Source organism: Paenibacillus plantarum (assembly GCF_013141695.1).
GTDB classification, from domain to species: domain Bacteria; phylum Bacillota; class Bacilli; order Paenibacillales; family NBRC-103111; genus Paenibacillus_E; species Paenibacillus_E plantarum.
In genome coordinates, this window is sequence record NZ_WHNY01000061.1 from 16111 (window position 1) to 42686 (window position 26576).

General features: G+C 43.5%; 34 protein-coding genes and 1 other annotated feature. All 34 genes read left to right on the top strand.

Annotation, left to right across the window (positions count from 1 at the left end; genetic code table 11):
* Nucleotides 1–7: 7 nt before the first annotated feature.
* The gene (rlmB, locus tag GC096_RS20190) at nt 8–748 is read left to right on the top strand and encodes a 23S rRNA (guanosine(2251)-2'-O)-methyltransferase RlmB (RefSeq protein WP_056618335.1); all 741 of its coding nucleotides are present in this window, start codon (nt 8–10) and stop codon (nt 746–748) included.
* Nucleotides 749–753: 5 nt separating this feature from the next.
* The gene (locus tag GC096_RS20195) at nt 754–1266 is read left to right on the top strand and encodes an NYN domain-containing protein (RefSeq protein WP_171632716.1); all 513 of its coding nucleotides are present in this window, start codon (nt 754–756) and stop codon (nt 1264–1266) included.
* Nucleotides 1267–1385: 119 nt separating this feature from the next.
* Nucleotides 1386–2030 carry an RNA polymerase sporulation sigma factor SigH gene (gene sigH / locus GC096_RS20200; protein WP_028557511.1) on the top strand — a complete coding sequence of 215 codons (645 nt, stop codon included), beginning with the start codon at nt 1386–1388 and terminating at the stop codon, nt 2028–2030.
* Nucleotides 2031–2253: 223 nt separating this feature from the next.
* Nucleotides 2254–2403 (top strand): 50S ribosomal protein L33, encoded by a 150-nt coding sequence (gene rpmG / locus GC096_RS20205; protein WP_079418041.1) that lies wholly within the window; start codon nt 2254–2256, stop codon nt 2401–2403.
* Between the two features lie 19 nt (nt 2404–2422).
* Nucleotides 2423–2635, top strand: coding sequence for a preprotein translocase subunit SecE (secE, locus tag GC096_RS20210; RefSeq protein ID WP_047683213.1), 213 nt, complete (start codon nt 2423–2425; stop codon nt 2633–2635).
* A gap of 24 nt (nt 2636–2659) precedes the next feature.
* The gene (nusG, locus tag GC096_RS20215) at nt 2660–3193 is read left to right on the top strand and encodes a transcription termination/antitermination protein NusG (RefSeq protein WP_028557509.1); all 534 of its coding nucleotides are present in this window, start codon (nt 2660–2662) and stop codon (nt 3191–3193) included.
* A 135-nt stretch (nt 3194–3328) separates the two neighbouring features.
* Nucleotides 3329–3754, top strand: a complete 426-nt coding sequence (gene rplK, locus GC096_RS20220) for a 50S ribosomal protein L11 (protein ID WP_029196472.1) — start codon at nt 3329–3331, stop codon at nt 3752–3754.
* Nucleotides 3755–3870: 116 nt separating this feature from the next.
* Nucleotides 3871–4563, top strand: coding sequence for a 50S ribosomal protein L1 (rplA, locus tag GC096_RS20225; RefSeq protein ID WP_028557507.1), 693 nt, complete (start codon nt 3871–3873; stop codon nt 4561–4563).
* A gap of 54 nt (nt 4564–4617) precedes the next feature.
* Nucleotides 4618–4771 (top strand) — a sequence feature (ribosomal protein L10 leader region).
* A 68-nt stretch (nt 4772–4839) separates the two neighbouring features.
* Nucleotides 4840–5349 carry a 50S ribosomal protein L10 gene (rplJ, locus tag GC096_RS20230; RefSeq protein WP_068661872.1) on the top strand — a complete coding sequence of 170 codons (510 nt, stop codon included), beginning with the start codon at nt 4840–4842 and terminating at the stop codon, nt 5347–5349.
* A gap of 65 nt (nt 5350–5414) precedes the next feature.
* The gene (gene rplL, locus GC096_RS20235; RefSeq protein WP_057313458.1) at nt 5415–5780 is read left to right on the top strand and encodes a 50S ribosomal protein L7/L12; all 366 of its coding nucleotides are present in this window, start codon (nt 5415–5417) and stop codon (nt 5778–5780) included.
* Between the two features lie 189 nt (nt 5781–5969).
* The gene (locus tag GC096_RS20240; RefSeq protein WP_171632718.1) at nt 5970–6566 is read left to right on the top strand and encodes a class I SAM-dependent methyltransferase; all 597 of its coding nucleotides are present in this window, start codon (nt 5970–5972) and stop codon (nt 6564–6566) included.
* A 356-nt stretch (nt 6567–6922) separates the two neighbouring features.
* The gene (gene rpoB / locus GC096_RS20245; protein WP_171632719.1) at nt 6923–10462 is read left to right on the top strand and encodes a DNA-directed RNA polymerase subunit beta; all 3540 of its coding nucleotides are present in this window, start codon (nt 6923–6925) and stop codon (nt 10460–10462) included.
* Between the two features lie 69 nt (nt 10463–10531).
* The gene (gene rpoC, locus GC096_RS20250; RefSeq protein WP_171632721.1) at nt 10532–14152 is read left to right on the top strand and encodes a DNA-directed RNA polymerase subunit beta'; all 3621 of its coding nucleotides are present in this window, start codon (nt 10532–10534) and stop codon (nt 14150–14152) included.
* Between the two features lie 182 nt (nt 14153–14334).
* Nucleotides 14335–14586: a ribosomal L7Ae/L30e/S12e/Gadd45 family protein gene (locus tag GC096_RS20255; RefSeq protein WP_171632723.1), complete on the top strand. Its 252-nt coding sequence runs from the start codon at nt 14335–14337 to the stop codon at nt 14584–14586.
* Nucleotides 14587–14748: 162 nt separating this feature from the next.
* A complete protein-coding gene (gene rpsL, locus GC096_RS20260; RefSeq protein WP_028557500.1) occupies nt 14749–15168 on the top strand; it encodes a 30S ribosomal protein S12 in 420 nt (139 codons plus the stop codon).
* Between the two features lie 44 nt (nt 15169–15212).
* The gene (rpsG, locus tag GC096_RS20265) at nt 15213–15683 is read left to right on the top strand and encodes a 30S ribosomal protein S7 (protein ID WP_028557499.1); all 471 of its coding nucleotides are present in this window, start codon (nt 15213–15215) and stop codon (nt 15681–15683) included.
* A gap of 39 nt (nt 15684–15722) precedes the next feature.
* Complete coding sequence (gene fusA / locus GC096_RS20270; protein ID WP_171632725.1) at nt 15723–17798, top strand: elongation factor G; 2076 nt, start codon at nt 15723–15725, stop codon at nt 17796–17798.
* A 39-nt stretch (nt 17799–17837) separates the two neighbouring features.
* Nucleotides 17838–19028 carry an elongation factor Tu gene (gene tuf / locus GC096_RS20275; RefSeq protein ID WP_028557497.1) on the top strand — a complete coding sequence of 397 codons (1191 nt, stop codon included), beginning with the start codon at nt 17838–17840 and terminating at the stop codon, nt 19026–19028.
* A gap of 407 nt (nt 19029–19435) precedes the next feature.
* Nucleotides 19436–19744 (top strand): 30S ribosomal protein S10, encoded by a 309-nt coding sequence (gene rpsJ / locus GC096_RS20280; RefSeq protein WP_028557496.1) that lies wholly within the window; start codon nt 19436–19438, stop codon nt 19742–19744.
* A gap of 43 nt (nt 19745–19787) precedes the next feature.
* Nucleotides 19788–20411: a 50S ribosomal protein L3 gene (gene rplC, locus GC096_RS20285; RefSeq protein ID WP_056618299.1), complete on the top strand. Its 624-nt coding sequence runs from the start codon at nt 19788–19790 to the stop codon at nt 20409–20411.
* Between the two features lie 16 nt (nt 20412–20427).
* Nucleotides 20428–21054, top strand: coding sequence for a 50S ribosomal protein L4 (gene rplD, locus GC096_RS20290; RefSeq protein WP_056618294.1), 627 nt, complete (start codon nt 20428–20430; stop codon nt 21052–21054).
* Complete coding sequence (rplW, locus tag GC096_RS20295) at nt 21051–21341, top strand: 50S ribosomal protein L23 (RefSeq protein ID WP_056618288.1); 291 nt, start codon at nt 21051–21053, stop codon at nt 21339–21341. Before rplD ends, rplW begins: the two co-directional genes overlap by 4 nt.
* Before the next feature lie 29 nt (nt 21342–21370).
* Nucleotides 21371–22201, top strand: coding sequence for a 50S ribosomal protein L2 (rplB, locus tag GC096_RS20300; protein WP_056618285.1), 831 nt, complete (start codon nt 21371–21373; stop codon nt 22199–22201).
* A gap of 84 nt (nt 22202–22285) precedes the next feature.
* The gene (gene rpsS / locus GC096_RS20305; protein WP_028557491.1) at nt 22286–22564 is read left to right on the top strand and encodes a 30S ribosomal protein S19; all 279 of its coding nucleotides are present in this window, start codon (nt 22286–22288) and stop codon (nt 22562–22564) included.
* 29 nt (nt 22565–22593) lie between these two features.
* A complete protein-coding gene (gene rplV, locus GC096_RS20310; protein ID WP_028557490.1) occupies nt 22594–22926 on the top strand; it encodes a 50S ribosomal protein L22 in 333 nt (110 codons plus the stop codon).
* Nucleotides 22927–22939: 13 nt separating this feature from the next.
* On the top strand, nt 22940–23602 hold the full coding sequence (rpsC, locus tag GC096_RS20315) for a 30S ribosomal protein S3 (protein WP_028557489.1): 663 nt from the start codon (nt 22940–22942) through the stop codon (nt 23600–23602).
* A 3-nt stretch (nt 23603–23605) separates the two neighbouring features.
* Nucleotides 23606–24040 (top strand): 50S ribosomal protein L16, encoded by a 435-nt coding sequence (gene rplP / locus GC096_RS20320; protein WP_028557488.1) that lies wholly within the window; start codon nt 23606–23608, stop codon nt 24038–24040.
* The gene (gene rpmC / locus GC096_RS20325) at nt 24030–24227 is read left to right on the top strand and encodes a 50S ribosomal protein L29 (protein ID WP_028557487.1); all 198 of its coding nucleotides are present in this window, start codon (nt 24030–24032) and stop codon (nt 24225–24227) included. Before rplP ends, rpmC begins: the two co-directional genes overlap by 11 nt.
* Before the next feature lie 27 nt (nt 24228–24254).
* Nucleotides 24255–24518 (top strand): 30S ribosomal protein S17, encoded by a 264-nt coding sequence (gene rpsQ / locus GC096_RS20330; RefSeq protein ID WP_028557486.1) that lies wholly within the window; start codon nt 24255–24257, stop codon nt 24516–24518.
* Between the two features lie 35 nt (nt 24519–24553).
* On the top strand, nt 24554–24922 hold the full coding sequence (gene rplN, locus GC096_RS20335) for a 50S ribosomal protein L14 (protein ID WP_028557485.1): 369 nt from the start codon (nt 24554–24556) through the stop codon (nt 24920–24922).
* A 55-nt stretch (nt 24923–24977) separates the two neighbouring features.
* Complete coding sequence (rplX, locus tag GC096_RS20340) at nt 24978–25331, top strand: 50S ribosomal protein L24 (RefSeq protein WP_081787661.1); 354 nt, start codon at nt 24978–24980, stop codon at nt 25329–25331.
* Between the two features lie 33 nt (nt 25332–25364).
* Complete coding sequence (gene rplE / locus GC096_RS20345; RefSeq protein ID WP_056618284.1) at nt 25365–25907, top strand: 50S ribosomal protein L5; 543 nt, start codon at nt 25365–25367, stop codon at nt 25905–25907.
* 36 nt (nt 25908–25943) lie between these two features.
* Entirely contained in the window at nt 25944–26129 is a 186-nt protein-coding gene (locus GC096_RS20350; RefSeq protein ID WP_028557482.1) for a type Z 30S ribosomal protein S14, read from the top strand.
* Nucleotides 26130–26162: 33 nt separating this feature from the next.
* A complete protein-coding gene (rpsH, locus tag GC096_RS20355; protein ID WP_028557481.1) occupies nt 26163–26561 on the top strand; it encodes a 30S ribosomal protein S8 in 399 nt (132 codons plus the stop codon).
* Nucleotides 26562–26576 lie beyond the last annotated feature (15 nt).

Consider the following 26576-nt stretch of genomic DNA (forward strand, 5'->3'; position numbering starts at 1 on the left):
AATTAGGATGGATGAAGACATTATCGGCGGGAAGCACTCCGTATTGGAGGCTCTTCGTGCTGGACGGACAATTAATAAAATATGGATTGCCGAAGGTGCTCAGAAGCAATTCGCTGGACCGATTGTGGCAGAAGCCAAAAATCTAGGCATTATTGTCCAATTTACGGACAAGCGTAAGCTGGATCAAATGGCAGAGGGCCTCCAACATCAAGGTGTCGTTGCACAAGTTGCAGCGTATGCCTACGTGGAAGTTGAAGATATTTTGGCCAAGGCGAAAGCGCTCGGGCAAGAACCGTTCATTTTGATACTAGATGAAATTGAAGATCCGCATAATCTAGGATCCATTCTACGTACAGCAGATTGTACGGGGGTTCATGGGGTGATTATACCGAAGCGCCGTTCCGTTGGATTGACGGCAACAGTTTCCAAAACATCTGCGGGCGCAGTTGAATATGTACCGGTTGCACGTGTTACGAATATTTCGCAAACGATTGAGCAACTAAAGGAGCAAGGTGTATGGGTTGCAGGTACGGATGTTACGGCTGCTCAAGATGTCTATAAAGCCAACTTTACGATTCCGATTGCCCTAGTTATTGGAAATGAGGGTAAAGGTGTGGGGCGACTTATTAAAGAAAGATGCGACTTCTTAGTCAAGCTGCCAATGGCCGGACATGTCAATTCATTGAATGCCTCCGTTGCCGCGGGTGTATTGATGTATGAAGTGGTAAGACAGCGCAATAAGAGCTAAATGGGATGGAACAGATCCTAATTGTAGATGGTTACAACATTATCGGCGCCTGGCCTGAGTTAAGTAAATTAAAGGATACCGATCTGGAAGGTGCACGTGACGGACTGATCCATATGCTTGCGGAATTTCAATCCTTTTCAGGTATGAAGGTCTATCTCGTTTTTGATGCCTACATGGTACCTGGACTGGGCAAGAAATATGTGCAGAATAAACTGGCTGTGCTCTATACCAAAGAGAAGGAAACCGCAGACGAGCGAATCGAGCGATTGGTTACGAATCTGATGGGAAGACGTAAGGAAATATTCGTGGCGACGTCGGATATGATTGAGCAGCATGTCATATTCGGCAAGGGAGCGCTCCGAATGCCCGCGAAAGAATTGCTAGTGAAAATTAAACAGAATCGCAAAGAGGTTCGTGAACGCATTGTACCCGAGACGACTACCAAACGAAATCCGTTCGGAGGCAAGCTGAGTGACGAGATGAAAGCGAAGTTAGAACGATGGCGAAGAGGGGAGTAAATCCTCCAAATGCTAGAAATGGTGGGGTTCCCCGTTGACGGTGTGAGATTTCATCATGTATACTTAACCTAACTTTTATAGTGAAATCTGGGTAGTCTTGCAGGCCGGAGGGATTGTTGGTGAGTGTCGACCTCAAAGAACTGAGAATGTATGATTATGACCTCAAGCCAGATGAAGACATTGTCGAAGCAGTCCGTGAAGGCAGTAGCGAAGCTTTGGAATATCTTATCAACAAGTATAAGAATTTTGTTCGTGCCAAAGCACGCTCTTATTTTTTGATAGGTGCAGACCGAGAAGATATTGTGCAGGAAGGTATGATAGGTTTATATAAATCTATCCGCGACTTCCGAGGAGACAAGCTTGCTTCATTCAAAGCCTTTGCTGAACTGTGTATCACGCGGCAGATCATCACGGCAATTAAGACAGCAACTCGTCAAAAGCATATACCTCTTAATTCCTACGTGTCACTGGATAAGCCCATCTATGATGAAGATTCTGATCGTACACTGCTCGATGTTATTAGCGGCTCCCGGGTAACAGATCCCGAGGAATTGGTTATTAATCAAGAAGAGTTTACGGGACTTGAAGATAAAATGGGAGAGATTTTAAGTGACTTAGAGCGTAGAGTGCTTATGCTCTATCTCGATGGCAGATCCTATCAAGAAATTGCTGTGGATCTCGATCGCCATGTGAAGTCAATTGACAATGCTCTCCAACGTGTTAAGCGCAAGCTTGAGCGGTATTTGGAAGTTAGAGATTTATAGAAATGCCCGTGCCGCATGAGCTGTACGGGTGTTTTTCTTTCTAAGTATGTTTAGTTCCCCTCGGGAGAGCCTATACTGGTGATACTCTTGCATTTGTGAGACTTCTACCTTGACACTCGGGGGACAGTTGTGATAAAGTGTTTCAGGTAGCCCTAAAAGTCGCTTTCTTTTTGATGCGCTTAGAAGGGCTTTAATTAGAAAGTGTCTGTAGGAGGTGTACATCATGCGGGTCATCATCACATTAGCGTGCACAAATTGCAAACAAAGAAACTATGCATCCACTAAAAATAAGCGCAACAATCCCGACCGTATTGAGTTGAAGAAATATTGCAAATTTTGCAATGAACATACTGCTCATCGCGAGACTAGGTAGTTCTTTGGAGGTGTAGTTTGTGGCGTTCTTGGCTAGAATGAGACAAAGCTTCGGATCCACTTTTTCCTTCTTCACCGACAGTTGGTCAGAACTCAAAAAGGTCAAGTGGCCAAGTCGCAAAGAGATGACTACTTATACGCTTGTCGTTATAGGTACAGTAACTTTTGTTGCTATTTATTTTTTTGTGCTGGATCTAGGAATTTCTGAGTTGCTGCGCCTTGTTTTTAAATAAACAGGACTATAGGTGAATTTATTCATGGAAAAAAGATGGTACGTCGTACATACCTATTCAGGGTATGAGAACAAAGTGAAAGCCAACTTAGAGAAGCGCGTTGAGTCTATGGAAATGACGGACAAGATCTTCCGTGTGCTTGTGCCTATGGAAGAAGAACTGGTAAACAAAGACGGCAAGAAAAAAGTCGTTATGCGTAAAGTTTATCCAGGGTATGTTCTCGTGGAAATGATTCAAACGGACGACTCTTGGTACGTAGTACGTAATACGCCAGGAGTGACTGGATTTGTAGGTTCTACAGGATCCGGCTCTAAACCAACTGCATTGTTACCTGAGGAAGTTGAATCGATTCTGAAGCATATGGGAATGGAAGAACCGAAGGAAGTAATTGACTTCGAACTGAAAGAAACCGTACGCGTCAAGGTGGGTCCATTTGCAAACTTTGTTGGCTCTGTCGAAGAGATTATTGCCGATAAGGGTAAACTGAAGGTGCATGTCAACATGTTCGGAAGAGAAACACCGCTTGAGCTCGATTTCGATCAAGTGGAAAAGCTCTAAGAGCATGACAACCAAAAGGCTCTACCAGGTCTATTCCTTGGGATAGACCTACGTTAGTGGGAACGCATTAGTTTCCTGAATAGCGAGGCTTTGATTCGTCGAAGACTCCTATATTACTGCAAGGAGGTGTCTATCATGGCAAAAAAGGTTATTAAAATCGTGAAGCTTCAAGTTCAAGCTGCGAAAGCAAATCCAGCACCACCGATCGGTCCAGCATTGGGTCAAGCAGGTGTGAACATCATGGCTTTCTGTAAAGAGTTTAACGCTCGTACTGCTGATCAAGTTGGTCTAATCATTCCAGTTGAAATCACAGTTTTCGAAGACCGTTCCTTTACATTCATCACTAAAACGCCTCCGGCTGCAGTTCTTCTTCGCGTCGTTGCTGGTATCGAAAAAGGATCAGGTGAACCGAACAAGAAGAAAGTTGCAACTGTGAAACGCGCTAAAGTTCGCGAAATCGCTGAACAAAAAATGCCTGACCTAAATGCTGCATCCGTTGAGGCTGCAATGCGTATGGTTGAAGGTACTGCTCGCAGCATGGGAATCACTATCGAAGATTAATTCCGCAAGGAATGCGACTGTGCAAGCTCGAAGCCTGCAGAAGTGTTTTCTACGAAAACATGGAGGTCGCTCGGTGGGAGGATTATCCGCTAATACCACTAAGGAGGATAAATATTATGCCTAAACACGGTAAAAAATACCGCGAAGTAGCTCAGCTTGTTAATGCTGAAACTTTGTATGATCCGTCAGAAGCAATCGAGCTTGTTAAGAAAACAGCTCCTGCTAAATTCGATGAAACTGTAGATGTTGCAGTTCGTCTGGGTGTAGACCCAAGAAAACAAGATCAGGCTGTTCGTGGTGTTGTTGTACTTCCACACGGTACTGGTAAAACAAAACGCGTTCTCGTATTTGCAAAAGGCGAGAAAGCAAAAGAGGCTGAAGCAGCTGGTGCAGATTTTGTTGGTGATGCAGACATGATCAACAAAATTCAACAAGGTTGGTTCGAATTCGATGTTTGCGTAGCTACTCCGGACATGATGAGCGAAGTTGGTAAACTGGGGCGTATCCTCGGGGGTAAAGGTTTAATGCCAAACCCTAAAGCAGGAACAGTTACTTTCGACGTTACCAAAGCTGTTCAAGAGATCAAAGCTGGTAAAATCGAATACCGTCTTGATAAAGCAGGCCAAATTCATGCTCCACTTGGTAAAGTATCTTTCGATGCAGACAAGTTGAACGAAAACTTCAAAGCATTGGTTGATGCACTTGTTCGTGCGAAACCAGCAGCGGCTAAAGGTGTTTACCTTAAGAACATTGCTGTATCCTCGACAATGGGTCCAAGCGTACGTGTGAACCTGTCATCCTTCAGATAAGTAAAAGCTACCAGTTGACTTCGGTTGCTGGGCGTGATACTCTATCAAAGGTCCTAAAAATGAATATGCAAACCGTAGACAGTAGGTGCTGAAGAGCTTAATTTCCTACCGAGGTGTTATGATATATATAACGATTTCTTTGTACATCAGGGAAAAAGTGAACACATCATGCCTTCGTAGCGTCTACGAAGGCATTTCTTATTCATAGATAAGAAATGCTAATGCTCCTACTGTTTGCGATCTTGAAAGATAAATGCATAAGAAGTGAGGTGTACTATGGCAAACGCGAAAATTCTTGCAGAGAAAGAACAAGCAGTAGCTGAAGTAACTGAGAAGTTTAAAGCTAGCGCTTCTACAATCATAGCGGACTACCGCGGTTTGAACGTAGCTCAAGTAACACAGCTACGCAAAAGCTTGCGCGAAGCTGGTATTGAATTCGTAGTTCTCAAGAACTCGTTGGCTAGACGCGCATCGGCGAATGCTGAACTAAGCGCATTGGATGAGTACCTAACAGGTCCAACTGCTATTGCTTTCAGCAAAGACGATCTAGTTGCTCCAGCGAAAATTTTGACTGAATTTGCGAAAAAGAATGATAAATTGAGCGTAAAAGGTGGCGTGGTCGAAGGCCGCGTAGTTGGATACGATCAAATCAAAGCACTTGCAGAACTTCCATCCAGAGATGGTCTTCTCTCCATGTTGCTTAGCGTTCTTCAAGCTCCAGTTCGTAACTTTGCTCTTGCTGTTAAAGCAGTTGCAGAGAAAAAAGAAGCTGAAGGTCAAGCTTAATTTTAATGCACTACCTGTTTTACAAACAAAAAAACTAATTTATTAATGATAATGGAGGTTTAACCATGAGCACAAATGCAACGATCCTAGAAGCAATCAAAGGCATGACAATCTTGGAATTGAACGACCTGGTTAAAGCAATCGAAGAAGAGTTTGGCGTAACAGCAGCAGCTCCAGTAGCAGCAGGCGGCGGCGCAGCAGTAGCAGTTGAAGAAGCTCAAACTGAGTTTGACGTTATCTTGACAAGCGCTGGCGCATCCAAAATCAACGTAATCAAAGTAGTTCGCGAAATCACAGGTCTTGGCCTGAAAGAAGCGAAAGACCTTGTTGACGGAGCTCCAAAAGCAGTTAAAGAAAAAGTTAGCCAAGAAGAAGCAGACGCTGTTAAAGCTAAGCTTACTGAAGCTGGCGCTTCCGTAGAAGTTAAGTAATTTCTTTTTCTTAGGAAACCTCTTGAAGCTTGACTTCAAGAGGTTTTTTTCAACATTTAAGCGCTATGGTTTCACAGGATATGAGCGGCGTTGCCGTTTATTGTGCCTAAGTTTTTACCCTTAGGAAAGCCTTAGGAACGCACGTGGTTATTGGATTTTCCTATAGGTAGAAAAGGAGGGAATTCAAACGTGTCAGAGCATTACTACACACAAAAGCCGACCGTAAAGAGCGATGTCCATACAACGCAGGAAATTCTTCGTGGTAAGACATATACGTTTTTGACAGATGCGGGTGTGTTTTCTAAAAAAGGTGTCGATTATGGAAGTAAGCATTTAATAGAAACAATGGTACTATCGGAAGATGCTAGTGTTCTCGATGTGGGCTGTGGCTACGGACCGATGGGGCTGAGTGCAGCTGTGATGTGTCCGAAGGGACATGTGACAATGGTCGACATCAATGAAAGAGCAGTTGAACTTTCGGTAGAAAATGCGCGGCGAAATGGTATTACCAATGTCACCATTCTACAGAGTGATCTGTTGGAGAAGGTGAAGGATAAGAAGTTTGACGCTGTTCTAACCAATCCGCCAATTCGTGCGGGGAAAGAAACGGTTCACAAGATTTTTGTAGATGCTTACGATTGCTTGGTAGATGGGGGCTCACTGTGGGTTGTCATCCAGAAGAAGCAAGGGGCGCCATCGGCAGTGAAGAAGCTGGAAACCATGTATAGTGAAGTGGTGGAGGTTTCGAAAGACAAAGGCTACCGCATTCTGAAAGCGACGAAGTAAGTCTCTTGTGAATATACGTGGGAATTTGTTTGACTTGACATTTCAAATGTGATATTATTAAAAAATGTCAGTATTAAGATGGGACACATGTCTTTAGTTAGTAAAAATGTCAAGTCTTTTTTTCAGCCTTTATGCATAGAATTTGAACCCTCAACGTATAATGTTTGAATTTTGGGAAATTCTAACAGGATGGGAAGAAAATCTTGAAAAAGTTATTGAATACAGAAAAAAACCTTCATCCATACAGTCGCTTAATTCGGACGGGCTCCACTAACGGAGGCGTCCTGAGTGTACGTCGGTCGAAGTTTTTCTTCTTTCTTTTTATTTATTGAGTAGAGTTGAGGGGTGAATGAAAGTTGGCGGGACATCTTGTTCAATTTGGACGACGTAAACGCAGGACTTATGCACGAATTAATGAGGTTCTGGGCATTCCAAACCTGATTGAAATCCAGCAAAAATCCTATGAGTGGTTTTTGGAAGAGGGACTTCGTGAGATGTTTCAGGATATCTCCCCGATTCAGGATTTTACAGGGAACCTAGTACTGGAGTTCATTGACTATAGCTTAGGCGATCCTAAGTATTCCGTTGATGAATCCAAAGAACGCGACGTAACATATGCGGCGCCGTTAAGAGTCAAAGTCCGTTTGATTAATAAGGAAACCGGTGAGGTCAAGGAACAAGAAGTGTTCATGGGGGATTTCCCTATTATGACTGATACGGGAACGTTCATTATTAACGGTGCGGAGCGTGTAATCGTCTCCCAGCTCGTTCGTTCTCCCAGTGTTTATTATAGCACGAAAGTGGATAAAAACGGCAAAAAAACTTACACAGCTACAGTGATTCCTAACCGTGGAGCATGGCTGGAACTTGAGACAGATGCGAAAGATATTATCTACGTTCGTATTGATCGCACGCGTAAAATTCCAGTTACCGTATTGCTTCGTTCATTAGGATTTGGTACGGATGCTGAGATTCTAGATTTACTTGGCGATAACGAATATATTCGTAACACGCTAGATAAAGATAACACGGATTCTACGGAAAAAGCGTTAATCGAAATCTATGAGCGTCTTCGTCCAGGTGAGCCGCCTACGCTTGATAATGCAAGAAGCTTGATCGTTGCTCGTTTCTTTGATCCGAAGCGTTACGATTTGGCTAACGTAGGTCGCTACAAAATCAATAAAAAATTACACATCAAAAACCGCTTATTCAATCAACGTTTGGCTGAAACTTTGGTAGATTCCGAAACAGGAGAAATCATTGCTGAAGCTGGTCAGTTGTTGGATCGTCGTGTGTTAGATGAAATCCTACCTTTTATTGAAAAAGGTGCAGGATATAAAGAGTTTACAATTCCTAAAGGTGTAACTGGCGCGGATACAATTCCTGTCCAGTGCATTAATGTTTACTCACCAACAGAAGAAGGCAAGGTAGTTAAGGTTATTTCTAACGGTGTTATTGATAAAGCTGTCAAAAACATCACGCCTGCCGATATCATCTCTTCCATTAACTACTTTATTAACTTACTTCATGGTATTGGAAATACAGATGATATTGACCATCTTGGTAACCGTAGACTTCGTTCTGTAGGTGAATTGCTTCAAAACCAATTCCGTATCGGTCTTTCCCGTATGGAACGTGTTGTTCGTGAACGTATGTCGATTCAAGATGCTAACGTGATCACGCCGCAAGCGTTGATCAATATTCGTCCTGTTATCGCGTCGATCAAAGAGTTCTTTGGTAGTTCCCAGCTTTCTCAGTTTATGGACCAAACGAATCCACTTGCTGAATTGACGCATAAAAGACGTCTGTCTGCACTCGGACCCGGCGGTTTGACGAGAGAGCGCGCAGGGATGGAAGTTCGTGACGTGCATCACTCTCACTATGGCCGTATGTGTCCAATTGAGACGCCTGAGGGACCGAACATTGGTTTGATCAACTCCTTGTCTACATTTGCCCGTATTAATGAGTATGGCTTCATTGAAGCTCCGTACCGTTGGGTAGATCCGAAGAGTGGTTTAGTTACGGATCAAATCGCTTACCTGACAGCAGATGAAGAAGATAACTACGTTATCGCGCAAGCGAATGCGAAATTGACGGAAGAAAACAAATTCGTCGAAGATGCGATTATCGTTCGTTACAAAGATGATAACTTAACACTTCCGGTTGAACGTGTCGACTACATGGACGTTTCTCCGAAACAGGTTGTTTCTGTCGCAACAGCGTTAATCCCGTTCCTTGAAAACGATGACTCCAACCGTGCGTTAATGGGTTCCAACATGCAGCGTCAAGCTGTTCCGCTTCTTATCCCTAAAGCTCCGCTTGTAGGTACAGGAATGGAGCACAAGGTTGCTAAGGACTCTGGAGTATGTATTGTCTCCAAATTTGATGGAATTATTGAGAAAGCTGCTGCGAATGAAATTTGGTTGCGTCGCCAAGAAATGGTTGACGGCAAGCTAGTTAGCGGCAACATCGTGAAATATAAGCTTCACAAATTTATGCGTTCTAACCAAGGTACTTGCATTAATCAACGTCCGATTGTTAAAAAAGGTCAATTGATTAAAGCCGGCGATATTCTTGCTGATGGACCATCTACTGAACAAGGCGAATTGGCACTTGGACGTAACGTAGTCGTAGCTTTCATGACTTGGGAAGGTTACAACTATGAGGATGCGATTTTGCTTAGCCAAAAGCTTGTTAAAGAAGATGTGTATACCTCCATTCATATTGAGGAATACGAGTCTGAAGCTCGTGATACGAAGCTTGGACCTGAAGAAATTACTCGCGACATCCCGAACGTAGGGGAAGACGCACTTAAGAATCTTGATGAGCGCGGAATCATCCGTGTCGGTGCTGAAATTGGCGCTGGCGATATCCTCGTTGGTAAAGTAACACCGAAAGGTGTAACTGAGTTGACGGCGGAAGAAAGATTGCTGCACGCGATCTTCGGTGAGAAGGCTCGTGAGGTTCGTGACACGTCCCTACGCGTACCGCATGGTACAGATGGTATTGTTGTTGATGTGAAAGTATTTACGCGTGAGAATGGCGATGAGCTGCCTCCAGGTGTAAACCAACTCGTTCGTGTCTATATCGCTCAAAAACGGAAAATTTCCGAAGGCGACAAAATGGCGGGACGTCATGGTAACAAAGGGGTAGTAGCACGTATTCTCCCTGAAGAAGATATGCCTTTCCTACCTGATGGTACGCCGGTTGAAGTCGTTCTGAATCCACTAGGGGTTCCTTCCCGGATGAACATCGGTCAAGTACTTGAAGTTCACTTAGGTATGGCTTCCAAGTATTTGGGTATTCACGCTGCAACGCCGGTATTTGATGGAGCGCGTGAGTATGACGTATTCGATGCCATGGAAGAAGCAGGTATGCAACGTAGCGGTAAAACGATTCTGTACGATGGTCGTACAGGGGAGTCCTTCGAACGTGAAGTAACCGTTGGTGTTATGTACATGATCAAACTGGCACACATGGTTGACGATAAAATCCATGCCCGTTCCACAGGACCTTACTCCCTTGTTACTCAGCAGCCGCTGGGTGGTAAAGCGCAGTTCGGTGGACAACGTTTCGGGGAGATGGAGGTATGGGCACTCGAGGCGTATGGAGCTGCTTATACATTGCAAGAAATTCTTACCGTTAAGTCAGATGACGTTGTGGGCCGTGTGAAAACGTACGAATCCATTGTCAAAGGCGAGAACGTTCCAGAACCAGGCGTTCCGGAATCCTTCAAAGTTTTGATCAAAGAGCTTCAAAGTTTGGGTATGGATGTTAAGATCCTATCTGGCGACGAAGAAGAGATCGAAATGCGCGAAGCTGATGATGACGACGAAGTGACGAGCGATAAATTAAACCTAAACATTGAGGGCTCCGAGCTTGGGGTCAACGAATAGTAACACCACATTAGAACGAGAACGATTCACTGTAAAGTGGGTTTAAATTTCTTAAAGGAGGGTTGCTCCTTGATGGACGTTAACAACTTCGAGTTTATGAAAATCGGCTTGGCATCACCCGATAAAATTCGCTCTTGGTCCCGTGGGGAAGTAAAGAAGCCGGAAACGATTAACTACAGAACCTTAAAACCTGAGAAAGAAGGTCTTTTCTGTGAAAAGATCTTCGGACCTACGAAAGATTGGGAATGTCATTGCGGTAAGTACAAACGCGTTCGTTATAAAGGCGTCGTTTGTGACCGTTGTGGCGTTGAAGTAACCCGTCAAAAAGTACGTCGTGAACGCATGGGGCACATTGAACTTGCTGCTCCTGTTTCACACATTTGGTACTTCAAAGGGATTCCTAGCCGTATGGGTCTTGCACTAGATATGTCTCCAAGATCTTTGGAAGAAATCATCTACTTCGCATCCTACGTAGTAACGGATCCAGGTGATACGCCACTTGAGAAGAAGCAACTATTGTCTGAGAAAGAATACCGTAGCTATCGTGAGAAATACGGCTATGCTTTCCAAGCAGGCATGGGTGCGGAAGCTGTCAAAAAGCTTCTTATCGATATTGATATCGAACGCGAAGTAGACACACTCAAAGAAGAACTCAAAACTGCACAAGGTCAACGTCGTAATCGTGCGATTAAGCGTTTGGAAGTTATGGAAGCATTCCGTAACTCGAAAAACTTGCCTGGTTGGATGGTACTGGATGTATTGCCAGTTATCCCTCCTGAGCTTCGCCCGATGGTACAGCTTGACGGTGGCCGTTTTGCGACATCCGATTTGAATGATCTCTATCGTCGTGTTATCAACCGTAACAACCGTCTAAAGAGATTGCTCGACCTAGGGGCGCCGGATATCATTGTTCAAAATGAGAAACGGATGCTTCAAGAAGCGGTTGATGCATTGATCGATAACGGTCGTCGCGGCCGTCCAGTAACAGGTCCGGGTAACCGTCCTTTGAAATCCCTCAGCCATATGCTGAAAGGTAAACAAGGTCGTTTCCGTCAGAACTTGCTCGGTAAACGTGTTGACTACTCTGGTCGTTCCGTTATCGTAGTAGGACCTAACCTGAAGATGTACCAATGTGGTCTTCCGAAGGAAATGGCACTTGAATTGTTTAAGCCTTTCGTAATGAAAGAGCTTGTGAATAAAGGTTTGGCTCATAACATCAAGAGTGCGAAGCGTAAAGTTGAGCGCGTAAGTCCAGATGTTTGGGATGTTCTTGAAGAAGTCATTAAGGAGCACCCGGTTCTTCTGAACCGTGCACCGACGTTGCATAGATTAGGTATTCAAGCTTTTGAACCGATTCTGGTTGAAGGCCGCGCTATTAAACTTCACCCGCTTGTATGTACAGCTTACAACGCTGACTTCGACGGTGACCAAATGGCCGTTCACGTTCCTTTATCCTCAGAAGCACAAGCTGAAGCACGTTTGCTAATGCTAGCATCGGGTAACATTTTGAATCCGAAAGACGGTAAGCCGGTTGTTACACCTTCACAGGATATGGTTCTGGGAAGTTTCTACTTAACAACGGATAACAAATTCGCTAAAGGTGCTGGTTCTATCATTAGAACCGTTCATGAAGCAGTTTCTTCCTACCAATCGGGCAAAATGGCACTACACGCTCGTGTTGCGATCCCTGCTAGAGCATTGAACAAAACAAGTTTCACAGAGAAACAACAAAACGCTATGTTGATCACTACAATCGGTAAAATTATTATGAACGAAATCTATCCAGCTGATTTCCCGTTCATCAATGAGCCGACCAAAACGAACCTTTTGAATGGTATTCCAGATGCTCACTTCGTATTTGAAAAGGGTGCAGATCTAAGAGCTATCATGTTGGAACGTGATGAGAACAAAGCGGTAGGTAAAGAGTATTTAGGTTCAATTATTGCCGAGTGTTTCCGTAAGTACCACACTACGCAAACATCGATGATTCTTGATAAAATTAAAGAACTTGGATTCACGTATTCAACAAAAGCCGGTATTACCGTAGCTGTCTCTGACGTTGTAGTTCCAACCGAAAAAGTAGCAATCCTTAAGGAATGTGAAGAGAAAGTACGCGTAGTTACGAACCAATACCGTCGTGGTTTGATTACGGATGAAGAGCGTTATGACCGAGTTATTGCGATCTGGAGTAAGGCGAAGGATGAAATCACTGAGATTCTGATGAAATCCCTAGATAAATACAACTCTATTTCCATGATGGTTGAATCCAAGGCACGGGGTAACAAATCACAGATTACACAGCTTGGCGGTATGCGTGGTTTGATGGCGAATCCATCTGGTAAAATTATGGAGTTGCCGATTAAATCGAACTTCCGTGAAGGTCTGACAATCTTAGAATACTTTATTTCCACGCACGGAGCGCGTAAAGGTCTTGCCGATACAGCACTTCGTACAGCGGATTCCGGTTACTTGACTCGTCGTCTCGTTGACGTAGCACAAGATGTTATCGTTCGTGAAGATGATTGTGGAACTGATAAAGGCTTTATGGTTAGCAAAATTCAAGACGGTAAAGAAGTTATTGAGGATCTTTACGATCGTATTGAAGGTCGCTATGCTTATGAAACGCTTCGTCATCCACAAACAGGTGAAGTGATCGTTCAACGTAACGAGCTTATTGAATCTGGTATTGCAGATCGTATTATTGAAGCAGGTATCGAGAAACTTCAAATTCGTTCTGTACTTAGCTGCCGCACCAATCATGGTGTTTGTAAGAAATGTTATGGTCGTAACTTGGCTACTGGTCAATTCGTTGAGGTTGGTGAGGCAGTTGGTATTATTGCCGCGCAATCCATTGGTGAGCCAGGAACACAGTTGACGATGCGTACATTCCATACCGGTGGTGTTGCCGGAGACGATATTACACAAGGTTTGCCGCGTATTCAAGAGCTCTTTGAAGCACGTAATCCGAAAGGTCAAGCGATCATTTCCGAAATCGACGGTGTCGTTAAGGAAATTCGTGAGGCTAAGGATCGTCGTGAAATCGAAGTTCAAGGTGAAGCGGAATCCAAAGTATATGCAGTTCCTTACGGATCTCGTGTACGTGTTTCGTTGAATCAACAAGTTGAAGCTGGTGACGAGCTTACGGACGGATCTATCGATCCGAAAGAAATGCTTCGCATCAAAGGTATTCGCGGCGTTCAGAACTATATTCTTCAAGAAGTACAACGTGTATATCGTAACCAAGGGGTAGAAATTAACGATAAACATATTGAAGTTATGGTTCGTCAAATGTTACGTAAAATCCGCATCGTAGACGCGGGTGATACAACGCTTCTACCTGGTTCCTTCGTTGATATTCATGAGTATGAAGCAGCTAATAAAGTTGCTTTGTTCGCTGGCACAGAGCCTGCGGTTGCTCGTCCAATCTTGCTCGGTATTACCAAAGCATCCCTTGAAACGGATTCCTTCTTATCAGCGGCGTCTTTCCAAGAGACTACACGTGTCTTGACAGATGCAGCGATTAAGGGGAAAGTCGACCAATTGTTAGGTTTGAAAGAGAATGTTATCATCGGTAAACTGATCCCTGCGGGAACAGGTATGCCAAGATACCGTAATATTCGAATCACGAACCCGAACGAGGTTGTCGTTTTAGATGAAGATTTGGAAAAAGAAACAGTTGCTGTTGAGTAATTAAATATAAAGAAAGAGGTAGCCACTTGATTAGGGGTGCGCTATCTCTTTTTATTTAAACGAAAAGGTCATCGGTTTAGTAGAATTACTTAAACTAACCCTTGACACTACCCAATCAAAATGATAATATATCGAAGTGTGCCTAAGTCGATATTCTTTCCTTTCTTTGAAGGGGGTGCCTAATGTCTTATGAAATAGTCAAACAGGCGAAGAATAGATGTATAGGCACGAAGAAAGTTACAAAAACAGTCGAGCAAGGTAAGGCGATAGAAGTTTTTGTTTCTAAAGATGCAGATCCGCGATTGACGATAAATCTGGTAGCTCTCTGTACGCAGATGGGTGTGCCTGTAACCTACGTAGATTCTATGAAGATGCTAGGTAAAGCATGTGGAATTGAAGTTGGAGCTGCGGTAGCAGCTGTTGTAAATGAATAAGTGATAAAGGTGTTTTTGTTAGTGGAATAAGTTTGTGTAAGTTTTCGTGACTTTGACAGCTCTCCATAACAAAGACTTTCTCTTTGCTCATTTATGACTCGCCTGGATCTGTGGGCTTGCAAGAAGCACATCATGTTATGAATGTAGGGAGGAGGTGGCGATATGCCAACAATTAACCAACTAGTACGTAAAGGTCGTCAAGCGAAGGTGGATAAGTCCAAATCACCAGCTTTACAAAAAGGTTTTAACGCTTTGAAAAGAGAAGCAACGGATTTGAGCGCTCCTCAAAAACGTGGTGTCTGCACGCGTGTAGGTACTATGACTCCTAAGAAGCCTAACTCCGCACTTCGTAAATACGCACGTGTTCGTTTAACGAACCGCGTAGAGGTGACAGCTTATATCCCAGGTATTGGTCACAACCTGCAAGAACACAGTGTTGTATTGATCCGTGGTGGTAGAATTAAAGATCTTCCAGGGGTACGTTATCACATCGTTCGTGGAGCTCTAGATACTTCCGGTGTTAACAACCGTAAGCAATCCCGTTCCAAATACGGTACGAAACGTCCGAAAGTTAAAAAATAAGAGATAATAATCAGGGATGATTCTTATAAGAAAGGGGGATAACTATGCCTCGTAAAGGTCCAGTTACTCGCAGAGACGTATTGCCAGATCCTATTTATAATAGCAAACTAGTTACTCGTCTTATCAACCGTATTATGGTTGATGGAAAAAGAGGGGTAGCACAAACGATTCTATACAACGCTTTTAACCTCGTGAAAGATCGTACAGGTAAAGAGCCGATGGAAGTGTTTGAAGCTGCTATCAAAAACATTATGCCAGTACTAGAAGTTAAAGCTCGCCGTGTTGGTGGAGCAAACTATCAAGTACCTATCGAAGTTAGACCTGACCGTCGTTCGACATTAGGATTGCGTTGGTTGGTTAACTATTCCCGTCTTCGCGGTGAGAAGACGATGGAAGAAAGATTGGCTTATGAAATTATCGATGCTAGCAATAGCACAGGTTCTTCCGTTAAGAAACGTGAAGATACACACAAAATGGCTGAAGCTAACAAAGCTTTCGCTCACTACCGTTGGTAGAATTCAAATACAATTAAGAGAAAGGAGACATAACGACCTATGGCTAGAGAGTTCTCCTTAAAAAACACACGTAATATCGGGATCATGGCTCATATCGATGCTGGTAAAACGACTACAACAGAGCGTATCTTGTACTACACTGGTAAAGTTCACAAAATCGGAGAAGTGCACGAAGGTGCAGCTACGATGGACTGGATGGAGCAGGAGCAAGAGCGCGGAATCACGATTACTTCCGCCGCTACAACTGCGCAATGGGAAGGTCACCGCATCAATATTATTGATACCCCAGGGCACGTTGACTTTACCGTTGAGGTAGAGCGTTCCCTTCGTGTGTTAGATGGAGCAGTTGGTGTATTTAGCGCGAAAGAGGGCGTTGAACCTCAATCGGAAACAGTTTGGAGACAAGCTGATAAATACAACGTTCCACGGATTGCTTACGTAAACAAAATGGATATCATCGGTGCAGACTTCCTGCAAGTTGTTGAATCCATGCGTTTAAAACTAGGTGCAAATGCAGTAGCTATTCAACTTCCTATCGGTGCTGAGAATGATTTTAAAGGCATCATCGACTTGGTAGAAGAAGTTGCTTATATGTACAAAGATGATCTTGGTAAGGATATCGAGAAAATCGAAATTCCTGCTGAGTTCAAGGATCAAGTTGCTGAGCTTCGTTTGGAGCTTATCGAGAAAGTTGCTGAGCTTGATGAAGAGCTTACAATGAAATACCTCGAGGGTGAAGAAATCTCTGTTGATGAGATCAAAGCAGCTCTACGTAAAGGTGTCTGTGATGTTAAAATCTTCCCAGTTATCGTAGGGTCTTCTTACAGAAACAAAGGTGTTCAATTGATGTTGGATGCAGTAATTAACTACCTTCCTTCACCACTTGATGTACCTGACATTAAAGGTGTACTTGACGATGGTACTGAAGTGGTTCGTAAGTCTGCTGATGATCAACCTTTCTCAGCGCTTGCATTCAAAATCATGACAGATCCTTTCGTTGGTCGTCTTACATTCTTCCGTGTTTACTCTGGTACCTTGAACTCCGGTTCTTATGTCTCTAACGCGACAAAAGGAAAACGTGAGCGCGTTGGTCGTATCCTGCAAATGCATGCGAACAGCCGTCAAGAGATCAGCATTGTATACTCTGGTGATATTGCCGCAGCTGTTGGATTGAAAGATACAACAACGGGTGACACACTTTGTGATGAGAAAAATCCAGTTATTCTTGAGAGAATGGTCTTCCCTGAACCGGTTATCCAGCTTGCTGTTGAACCGAAAACGAAAGCCGATCAAGATAAAATGGGTATCGCATTGCAAAAGCTTGCTGAAGAAGATCCTACTTTCCGTGCTTCTACAGATGAAGAAACAGGACAAACGATCATCGCAGGTATGGGTGAGCTTCACCTTGAAATCCTAGTTGACCGTATGCTTCGCGAGTTCAAAGTAGAAACCAATGTAGGTAAACCACAAGTTGCTTATCGCGAAACATTCCGTGCAGCAGCTAAAGTTGAAGGTAAATTCGTTCGTCAATCCGGTGGTCGTGGTCAATACGGACATTGTTGGGTTGAGTTCGAACCACAAGAAGCAGGTACAGGTTTCATCTTCGAAAACAAAGTTGTGGGCGGATCTATTCCTAGAGAGTATATCGCACCTATTCAAGCTGGTATCGAAGAGTCCATGAAGAATGGTGTAATCGCAGGATTCCCGCTTGTGGACATCAAAGCTACAGTTGTTGATGGATCGTACCATGATGTTGACTCCAATGAAATGGCGTTTAAAATCGCGGGTTCCATGGCACTTAAAGCTGCGAAAGAAAAATGTAAACCGGTTCTTCTTGAGCCAATCATGAAGGTTGAAGTTACTGTACCAGAAGAGTACATGGGCGATGTTATGGGTGACCTTAACTCCCGTCGTGGACGTATCGAAGGTATGGATAGCCGTCATGGAGCGCAAGTCATTCGTGCTAAGGTGCCTTTGTCCGAAATGTTTGGATATTCCACAACACTTCGTTCAAGAACACAAGGCCGTGGTGTATACTCCATGGAACTTTCACATTATGAAGAAGTACCTAAGTCCATTGCAGAAGAAATTATTGCAAAAGGCAAAGGCGCTTAATATAAAAATATTAGTTACTCTAAGGAGGAATCGTTTAAAATGGCAAAGGCTAAATTTGAACGTAACAAACCGCATGTTAACATCGGAACTATTGGTCACGTCGATCATGGTAAAACAACTTTGACAGCTGCTATCACAACAGTATTGTCCAAAAGATACGGTGGAGCTGCAGTAGCATTCGACCAAATCGATAAAGCACCAGAAGAGCGCGAGCGCGGTATCACAATCTCCACAGCTCACGTTGAGTACGAAACTCCTAACCGTCACTACGCACACGTAGACTGCCCAGGACATGCTGACTATGTTAAAAACATGATCACTGGTGCTGCTCAAATGGACGGCGCTATCCTAGTTGTTTCCGCAGCTGATGGCCCTATGCCACAAACGCGTGAGCACATTCTTCTTTCCCGTCAAGTAGGCGTACCATACATCGTGGTATTCCTTAACAAATGTGACATGGTTGAAGACGAAGAGTTACTTGAATTGGTTGAGATGGAAGTTCGCGACCTTCTTAACGAATATGAGTTCCCAGGCGATGATACTCCAATCATCCGTGGAGCAGCTCGTGAAGCTCTTCAAAACCCAGATGGTCCTTGGGCTGACAAAATCATCGAGTTGTTCGAGCAAGTTGATACTTACATCCCAACTCCTGAGCGTCAAACAGACAAACCTTTCCTTATGCCAGTTGAGGATGTATTCTCAATCACTGGTCGTGGAACAGTTGCAACTGGTCGTGTTGAGCGTGGTACTGTTAAAGTACAAGAAGAAGTTGAAATCGTTGGTATCGCTGAAGAAACTCGTAAATGCATCGTAACTGGTGTAGAGATGTTCCGTAAATTGCTTGATTCCGCTCAAGCTGGTGACAACATTGGAGCATTGCTTCGTGGTGTTGATCGTAAAGATATTGAGCGTGGACAAGTTCTTGCGAAACCAGGTTCAGTTAAACCACACACGAACTTCACAGCACAAATCTACGTTCTAACTAAAGAAGAGGGTGGCCGTCATAAGCCTTTCTTCACTGGTTACCGTCCACAGTTCTACTTCCGTACAACTGACGTAACGGGTATCATCTCCCTTCCAGAAGGTACTGAGATGGTTATGCCAGGTGATAACATCACAGTTACAGTAGAACTAATCAACCCAATCGCAATCGAAGAAGGAACACGCTTCGCGATTCGTGAAGGCGGACGTACAGTTGGTGCGGGCGCGGTTGCTACAATTCAAAAATAATCTCTCTTTGAGAGATAGAAACATCCATCGATTAATCGGTGGGTGTTTTTTTTGTTTATGTTGCTGCCGCGGGAATCATCATATTATCGTAAAGAATAGCATTGGAAACAGAATGCAGTGGTTAATATGTCTTGCTTCTATTATAATAAAGAAACTGTTTGAGAAACGGGCAATAGACGTTGAACTTAGGTGATAAATGCATGTTGAAATAAATATGTGTGTTTGCCTAAAATTTCACTTGCTTTTCGTTTTATAATTTTATATAATATTAAACGTTGGTCTGTGACGTTGCGATGATGCGAAAGGTTGCCGACACACCAGGCCCCTTTGCCATGGGGATGGCTGTTGGAGAATTTTCGCGGAGTATGTCCGATAATAAATTGGGCGATAGAAGGAGGGACTTTAAAATGGCAAAGCAAAAGATTCGTATCCGTTTGAAAGCTTATGATCACAGAATTATTGATCAATCAGCTGAGAAAATCGTGGAAACTGCCAAGCGTTCCGGTGCAGGTGTATCCGGTCCGATTCCGCTTCCGACAGAGAAGCAAATCATCACGATTCTTCGTGCGGTGCACAAGTACAAGGATTCGCGTGAGCAATTCGAGATGCGTACGCATAAGCGTCTAATCGATATTGTGAATCCAACACCACAAACAGTTGATGCTTTGATGCGTCTGGACTTACCGTCTGGCGTTGACATCGAGATCAAACTGTAAAACAACTATAGAGTTAATACTGGAAGGAAAAGAGGTGTCAACGATGAAAGGTATCTTAGGAAAAAAACTTGGGATGACACAATTGTTTACTCCGGAGGGTAATGTTGTTCCGGTAACTGTCATTCAAGCGGGACCATGTGTGGTACTGCAAAAGAAAGATGTGGATAACGATGGTTATGAGTCGATCCAAATCGGTTTTGATGATGTAAAAGCTAGCCGTATCATTAAACCAGAGCTTGGCCATGCGAAAAAAGCAGGGGCAACGCCTAAGCGCTACGTTAAAGAAATTCGTGGCATTCAGTTGGGTGACTATGAAGTTGGTCAAGAGCTGAAAGCAGATCTGTTCGCAGAGGGCGAATTCGTTGATGTAACGGGTACTTCCAAAGGTAAAGGTTTCCAAGGTAACATCAAAAGACATAACCAATCCACTGGGCCAATGGCACACGGATCACGTTATCACCGCGGACCAGGTTCGATGGGTTCCATTCAAGCAAACCGCGTTCCTAAAGGTAAGAAATTGCCAGGACATATGGGTAACGAAACAGTAACACTTCAAAATCTTCAAATCATTAAAGTAGATGCTGAGCGTAATGTATTGCTAGTTAAAGGTTCCATTCCGGGCCCTAAAAACAGCTACGTTAGCGTGAAGTCTGCTGTTAAAAAGTAAGAAAGGAGGAAGACAGATGCCAAAAGTAGCTTTATATAATGTAACAGGTGCTCAGGTAGGAGAAATTGAACTGTCTGACGTTGTTTTCGGAATTGAGCCTCACGTTCATGCGATTCACGAAGCTGTTCTTTTGCAACAAGCAGCTGTTCGTCAAGGAACTCACAAAACAAAAGGTCGTTCAGAAGTTCGCGGCGGTGGTCGTAAACCTTGGAAACAAAAAGGTACAGGTCGTGCGCGTCAAGGTAGTATTCGTGCTCCACAGTGGAAAGGCGGCGGTACCGTATTCGGACCAACTCCTCGTAGCTATGGTTTCAAATTGCCAAGAAAAGTTCGTCGCTTAGCGATCAAATCCGCTTTGTCCTCGAAACTTATCGATAACAACTTGATCGTTCTGGATCAACTTCAATTGAATGCTCCGAAAACGAAAGAATTCGTTGCTATTTTGAACAACCTGAAAGTAGATACAAAAGTACTAGTTGTAGGCGTTCCTAACGACTCCAATGTAGCTTTATCTGCTCGTAATATCCCAGGTGTGAAATTTGTTGCTGCTGATGGAGTTAACGTTCTTGATGTCATGCTTTATGACAAATTGATCTTAACACAAGAGGCTGTACAGAAAGTTGAGGAGGTGCTTGCACAATGAAAAATCCACGCGACATTATCAAGCGCCCGATCATCACTGAGCGTACAAGCGACCTAATGGCTAACAAAAAGTATGTTTTCGAAGTGGATCTTCGCGCTAACAAAACAGAAATTAAACAAGCTATCGAAGCAATCTTCAAAGTGAAAGTTACAAATGTAAACACACTCAGAATGCCAGCTAAGCCTAAACGTTATGGCAAACACTCTGGTTACACTTCCATCTGGAAGAAAGCTATCGTGTCCCTAAGCGCTGAGAGCAAAGAATTGGAATTCTTCGAAACGGTATAACCCATTTCTTGAAGTAAGGAGGAAACAGAGTGCCAATTAAAAAATACAAACCAACCTCACCAGCTCGTCGTGCGATGTCGGTTTCTACATTTGAAGAAATCACAACATCAACACCCGAGAAATCATTGCTTGCTCCTTTGTTCAAGCATGCTGGTCGTAACAACCAAGGTAAAATTACGGTTCGTCACCACGGTGGTGGACACAAACGTAAATACCGTATTATCGATTTCAAACGTACTAAAGATGGAATACCAGGACGCGTTGCTACAGTTGAGTACGATCCTAACCGTTCCGCGAACATCGCATTGATTCATTATGCTGATGGCGAGAAAAAATACATCATCGCTCCTAAAGGTCTTAAAGTGGATGATCGTATCGTTTCTGGACCACAAGCAGATATCAAAGTAGGTAACGCTCTTCCATTGGAAAACATTCCAGTTGGTACAGTTATCCACAACATTGAGTTGAAACCTGGTAAAGGTGCACAACTAGTGCGCGCAGCTGGTACTGAAGCTCAATTGCTTGGTAAAGAAGAATCATATGTTACAATTCGCCTTTCATCCGGTGAAGTTCGTAAAGTATTAAAAGTTTGCCGCGCAACAATCGGTTCTGTTGGTAACGAAGATCACGAACTCGTGAAAATCGGTAAAGCAGGACGTAATCGTTGGAAAGGCAATCGTCCTCAAGTTCGTGGGGTTGTTATGAACCCGAATGATCACCCACACGGTGGTGGTGAAGGACGCGCACCAATCGGACGTAAATCACCTATGTCTCCATGGGGTAAACCGACGCTTGGATTCAAAACTCGTAAAAAAGGTAAAGCATCCGATAAATACATTGTACGTCGTCGTACGAAGTAATCACGATAAAATGAATCGAATAAATGTTTCAATTTATCACGGATATAGACATTCTCTTGAGGTTCAAGGAAGGGAGGAACACCCATGGGTCGCAGCTTAAAGAAGGGTCCATTTATCGATGGTCACTTACTGAAAAAAGTAGAAGACTTAAACACTTCTGGCAAGAAATTAGTTGTCAAAACGTGGTCCCGTCGTTCTACAATTTACCCGCAATTCGTTGGTCACACTTTCGGAGTATATGACGGAAGAAAACACGTGCCAGTATATGTAACGGAAGATATGGTTGGGCATAAGCTTGGTGAATTTGCTCCAACACGTACGTATAAAGGTCACGATGACGATAAGAAAACCGGAAAACGTTAATTCATTTTTAACCGAGAGGAGGTACTACCATGCAAGCTAAAGCAATATTGAACCACGCTCGGATTGCTCCTCGTAAAGCAAAGCTAGTTGTTGACTTGATTCGGGGAAAAGCGGTAGGTGAAGCGATCGCAATTTTGCGTCATACACCAAAAGCAGCTTCTCCAATTTTGGAGAAACTATTGAATTCCGCAATTGCCAATGCAGAGCATAACTATTCATTAGATCCAAACAAACTTGTTGTTTCCGAGACTTTCGTAAATCAAGGGCCAACAATGAAAAGATTCCAACAACGTGCAATGGGCCGCGCTAGCGCGATCAAAAAACGTACCAGCCACATCACAATCGTGGTATCTGAAAAATAAGGAGGGGTAACGTGTGGGTCAGAAAGTACACCCGATAGGTTTTAGAATTGGTGTCATTCGTGATTGGGAGTCCAAATGGTTCGCAGAAAAAGATTTCGGAACTCTGCTGCTTGAAGACGTCAAAATCCGCGAATACTTAAAGAATAAACTTAAAGATTCTGCAGTTTCCCATATCGATATCGAGCGCGCGGCTAACCGTGTTAACGTAACGATTCATACTGCTAAACCAGGAATGGTTATTGGTAAAGGCGGAGCTGAAGTTGAAGTTATTCGTAACTACATCGCAGCTATGTCGAACAAAAAAGTTCATATCAACATTTCTGAAATCAAACACCCTGATCTTGATGCTATCCTAGTAGCTGAAGCAGTTGCACTTCAATTAGAGCGTCGCGTATCTTTCCGTCGTGCTATGAAGCAAGCAATGCAAAGAACTATGAGATCCGGAGCAAAAGGTATCAAAGTTGCAACTAGCGGACGTCTTGGCGGTGCTGAGATTGCTCGTACGGAAGGATATAGCGAAGGAACTGTTCCACTTCATACACTTCGTGCGGATATCGACTATGGTACGGCTGAAGCAGCCACTACTTATGGACGTATTGGTGTAAAAGTATGGATTTATCGTGGAGAAGTGCTTCCGACAGCTAAGAAAAAGGCTCAGCCGGAAGGAGGAAATTAAATCATGTTAGTACCTAAACGTGTAAAACACCGTAAAGAACACCGCGGTAACATGAAAGGTCGCGCTAAAGGCGGTACGGAAGTTGCTTTTGGCGAATATGGTCTGCAAGCGGTAGAACCGGCTTGGGTTTCCAACCGTCAAATCGAAGCAGCACGTATTGCCATGACTCGTTACATCAAACGTGGCGGTAAAGTATGGATTAAAATTTTCCCAGCTAAACCAGTTACACAGAAGCCTCTAGAGGTTCGTATGGGTAGTGGTAAAGGTAGCGTGGAAAAATGGGTTGCCGTAGTAAAACCGGGCAAAATTTTGTTTGAACTAGCTGGTGTAAGTGAAGAGGTTGCTCGCGAAGCAATGCGTCTTGCTGCTCACAAGCTTCCAATCAAAACGAAGTTCGTGAAAAGAGAAGAAGTAGGCGGTGAAGCAAATGAAGGGTAGTGAATTCCGGAACTTAACCACTGCTGAAATCGAGCAAAAAGTTAATGGTTTTAAAGAAGAACTCTTTAACCTCCGTTTTCAACTAGCTACTGGTCAATTGGACAACCCGACTCAGATTCGTGATTTGCGTAAAGAGATCGCTCGTGCCAAGACTATTTTGCGTGAAAGAGAACTGGGTATTGGGTAACCAAATCTAGAAGGGAGTGTTCCTTAGATGACTGAACGTAACGATCGTAAAGTTCTGATCGGTAAGGTTGTCAGTGATAAAATGGATAAAACCATTGTTGTTGCTGTTGAAACTTACAAAAAGCATGAACTCTACCACAAAAGAATTAAATCTACAAAAAAATTCAAAGCACATGATGAAAACAACCAAGCTAAGATTGGTGACACTGTGAAAATCAGTGAAACTAGACCGTTGTCCAAAGATAAAAGCTGGAGACTGGTTGAAATTCTTGAAGTGGCAGTTGTTATCTAATATTCTAGATATGAACCCCGAAAGGAGGGAATACGATGATTCAACCATTTACTCGTTTGGCTGTCGCTGACAACTCAGGTGCGAAACAATTAATGTGTATCCGCGTTTTGGGTGGTACTGGTCGTCGCGTTGGTCACATTGGTGATTTGATCGTATGTTCAGTAAAAGAAGCAACACCAGGTGGCGTTGTCAAAAAAGGTGACGTTGTTAAAGCAGTTATCGTTCGTACGAAGAGCGGTGCTCGCCGTAAAGACGGTTCATATATCTCATTTGATGAGAATGCAGCTGTTATCGTGAAAGAAGATAAGAGCCCACGTGGTACTCGTATCTTCGGACCAGTTGCTCGCGAACTTCGCGATAGAGACTTCATGAAGATCGTATCCTTGGCTCCAGAAGTTATCTAAGACGTGTTACGATGTTGTTTTCCATTGTGGAGAACCCCAGGAGGTGTAGAAGCTAATGCCAAGACTTAAAAAGAGACTAGAATCTCATAACAATAAATTGCACGTGAAAAAAGACGATACTGTTTTCGTTATCACTGGCAAAGACAAAGGTAAGAAAGGCCGCGTTATCGCAGCTTACCCTCGTCAAAATCGTGTTCTTGTTGAAGGTGTAAACATGGTTAAGAAACATGCGAAACCATCCCAACTTAACCCACAAGGCGGTATCTTGAATCAAGAAGCTGCGATCCACGTTTCTAACGTGATGCTAATTGATCCTAAGAGCGGCAAACCTACTCGCGTAGGATACAAAGTATTAGATAACGGAACGAAAGTTCGTATCGCGAAGAAATCCGGCGAAGTTATCGACTAGTACACACATGTATGGAAAGGAGGAAACTAAGTCATGGCAGTAAGATTGAAAGATCGTTACTTGAACGAGATTACACCAGCATTAATTCAAAAGTTCAACTACACTACAGTTATGCAAGTACCGAAAATTGAGAAAGTCGTAATCAACATGGGTGTTGGTGAAGCTGTTTCAAACTCCAAAGTACTTGACACTGCAGTAGAAGATCTTCAAAAGATCTCTGGTCAAAAACCAGTTGTAACTAAATCCAAAAAAGCAATCGCGGGTTTCAAACTTCGTGAAAACATGCCGATCGGTGCGAAAGTAACTCTTCGTGGCGAGCGTATGTACCACTTCTTGGATAAATTGTTTAACGTATCACTTCCACGTGTACGTGACTTCCGCGGTATTTCCAACAAAGCATTTGATGGTCGCGGTAACTACACGCTTGGTTTGAAAGAACAACTCATTTTCCCTGAAATTGAGTATGATAAAATCGATAAAGTTCGTGGTATGGATATTGTTATCGTAACGACGGCTAAGTCCGACGAGGAAGCTCGCGAGCTTTTAACACAACTCGGAGCGCCTTTCGTAAAATAGGTTACCAGTCGTACCTATCAGGAGGTGTTATATTAAGTGGCAAAAACTTCGATGAAAGTCAAACAGCAACGTACCCCGAAGTTTAAAGTGCAAGCATACACACGTTGTGAGCGCTGCGGACGTCCGCATTCAGTGCTTCGCAAGTTCAAAATTTGTCGGATTTGTTTCCGCGAATTAGCACACTTGGGTCAGATTCCAGGCGTGAAAAAAGCAAGCTGGTAATCACCCTATTTTCGGGAAGGAGGTTTACACAAAATGGTCATGTCAGATCCAATTGCAGATATGCTAACACGCATTCGTAATGCGAACATCGTACGTCATGAGACAGTTGAAATCCCAGCTTCAAAAGTGAAGAGGGAAATCGCTGAAATCCTTAAAAAAGAAGGATTTATCCGTGATGCTGAGTACGTTCAAGATAGCAAACAAGGTATCATTCGTTTGTTCCTGAAATATGGTTCAAACAATGAGCGTGTTATCTCTGGTTTGAAAAGAATTTCGAAACCAGGTCTACGCGTTTATACAAAATCACAAGAAGTCCCTCGTGTACTGGGCGGATTAGGGATTGCCATCATCTCCACGTCTCAAGGAGTTATGACGGATAAAGATGCTCGTCAATCCAAAGCTGGCGGAGAGGTTATCTGCTACGTTTGGTAATACAATTGTAATTGA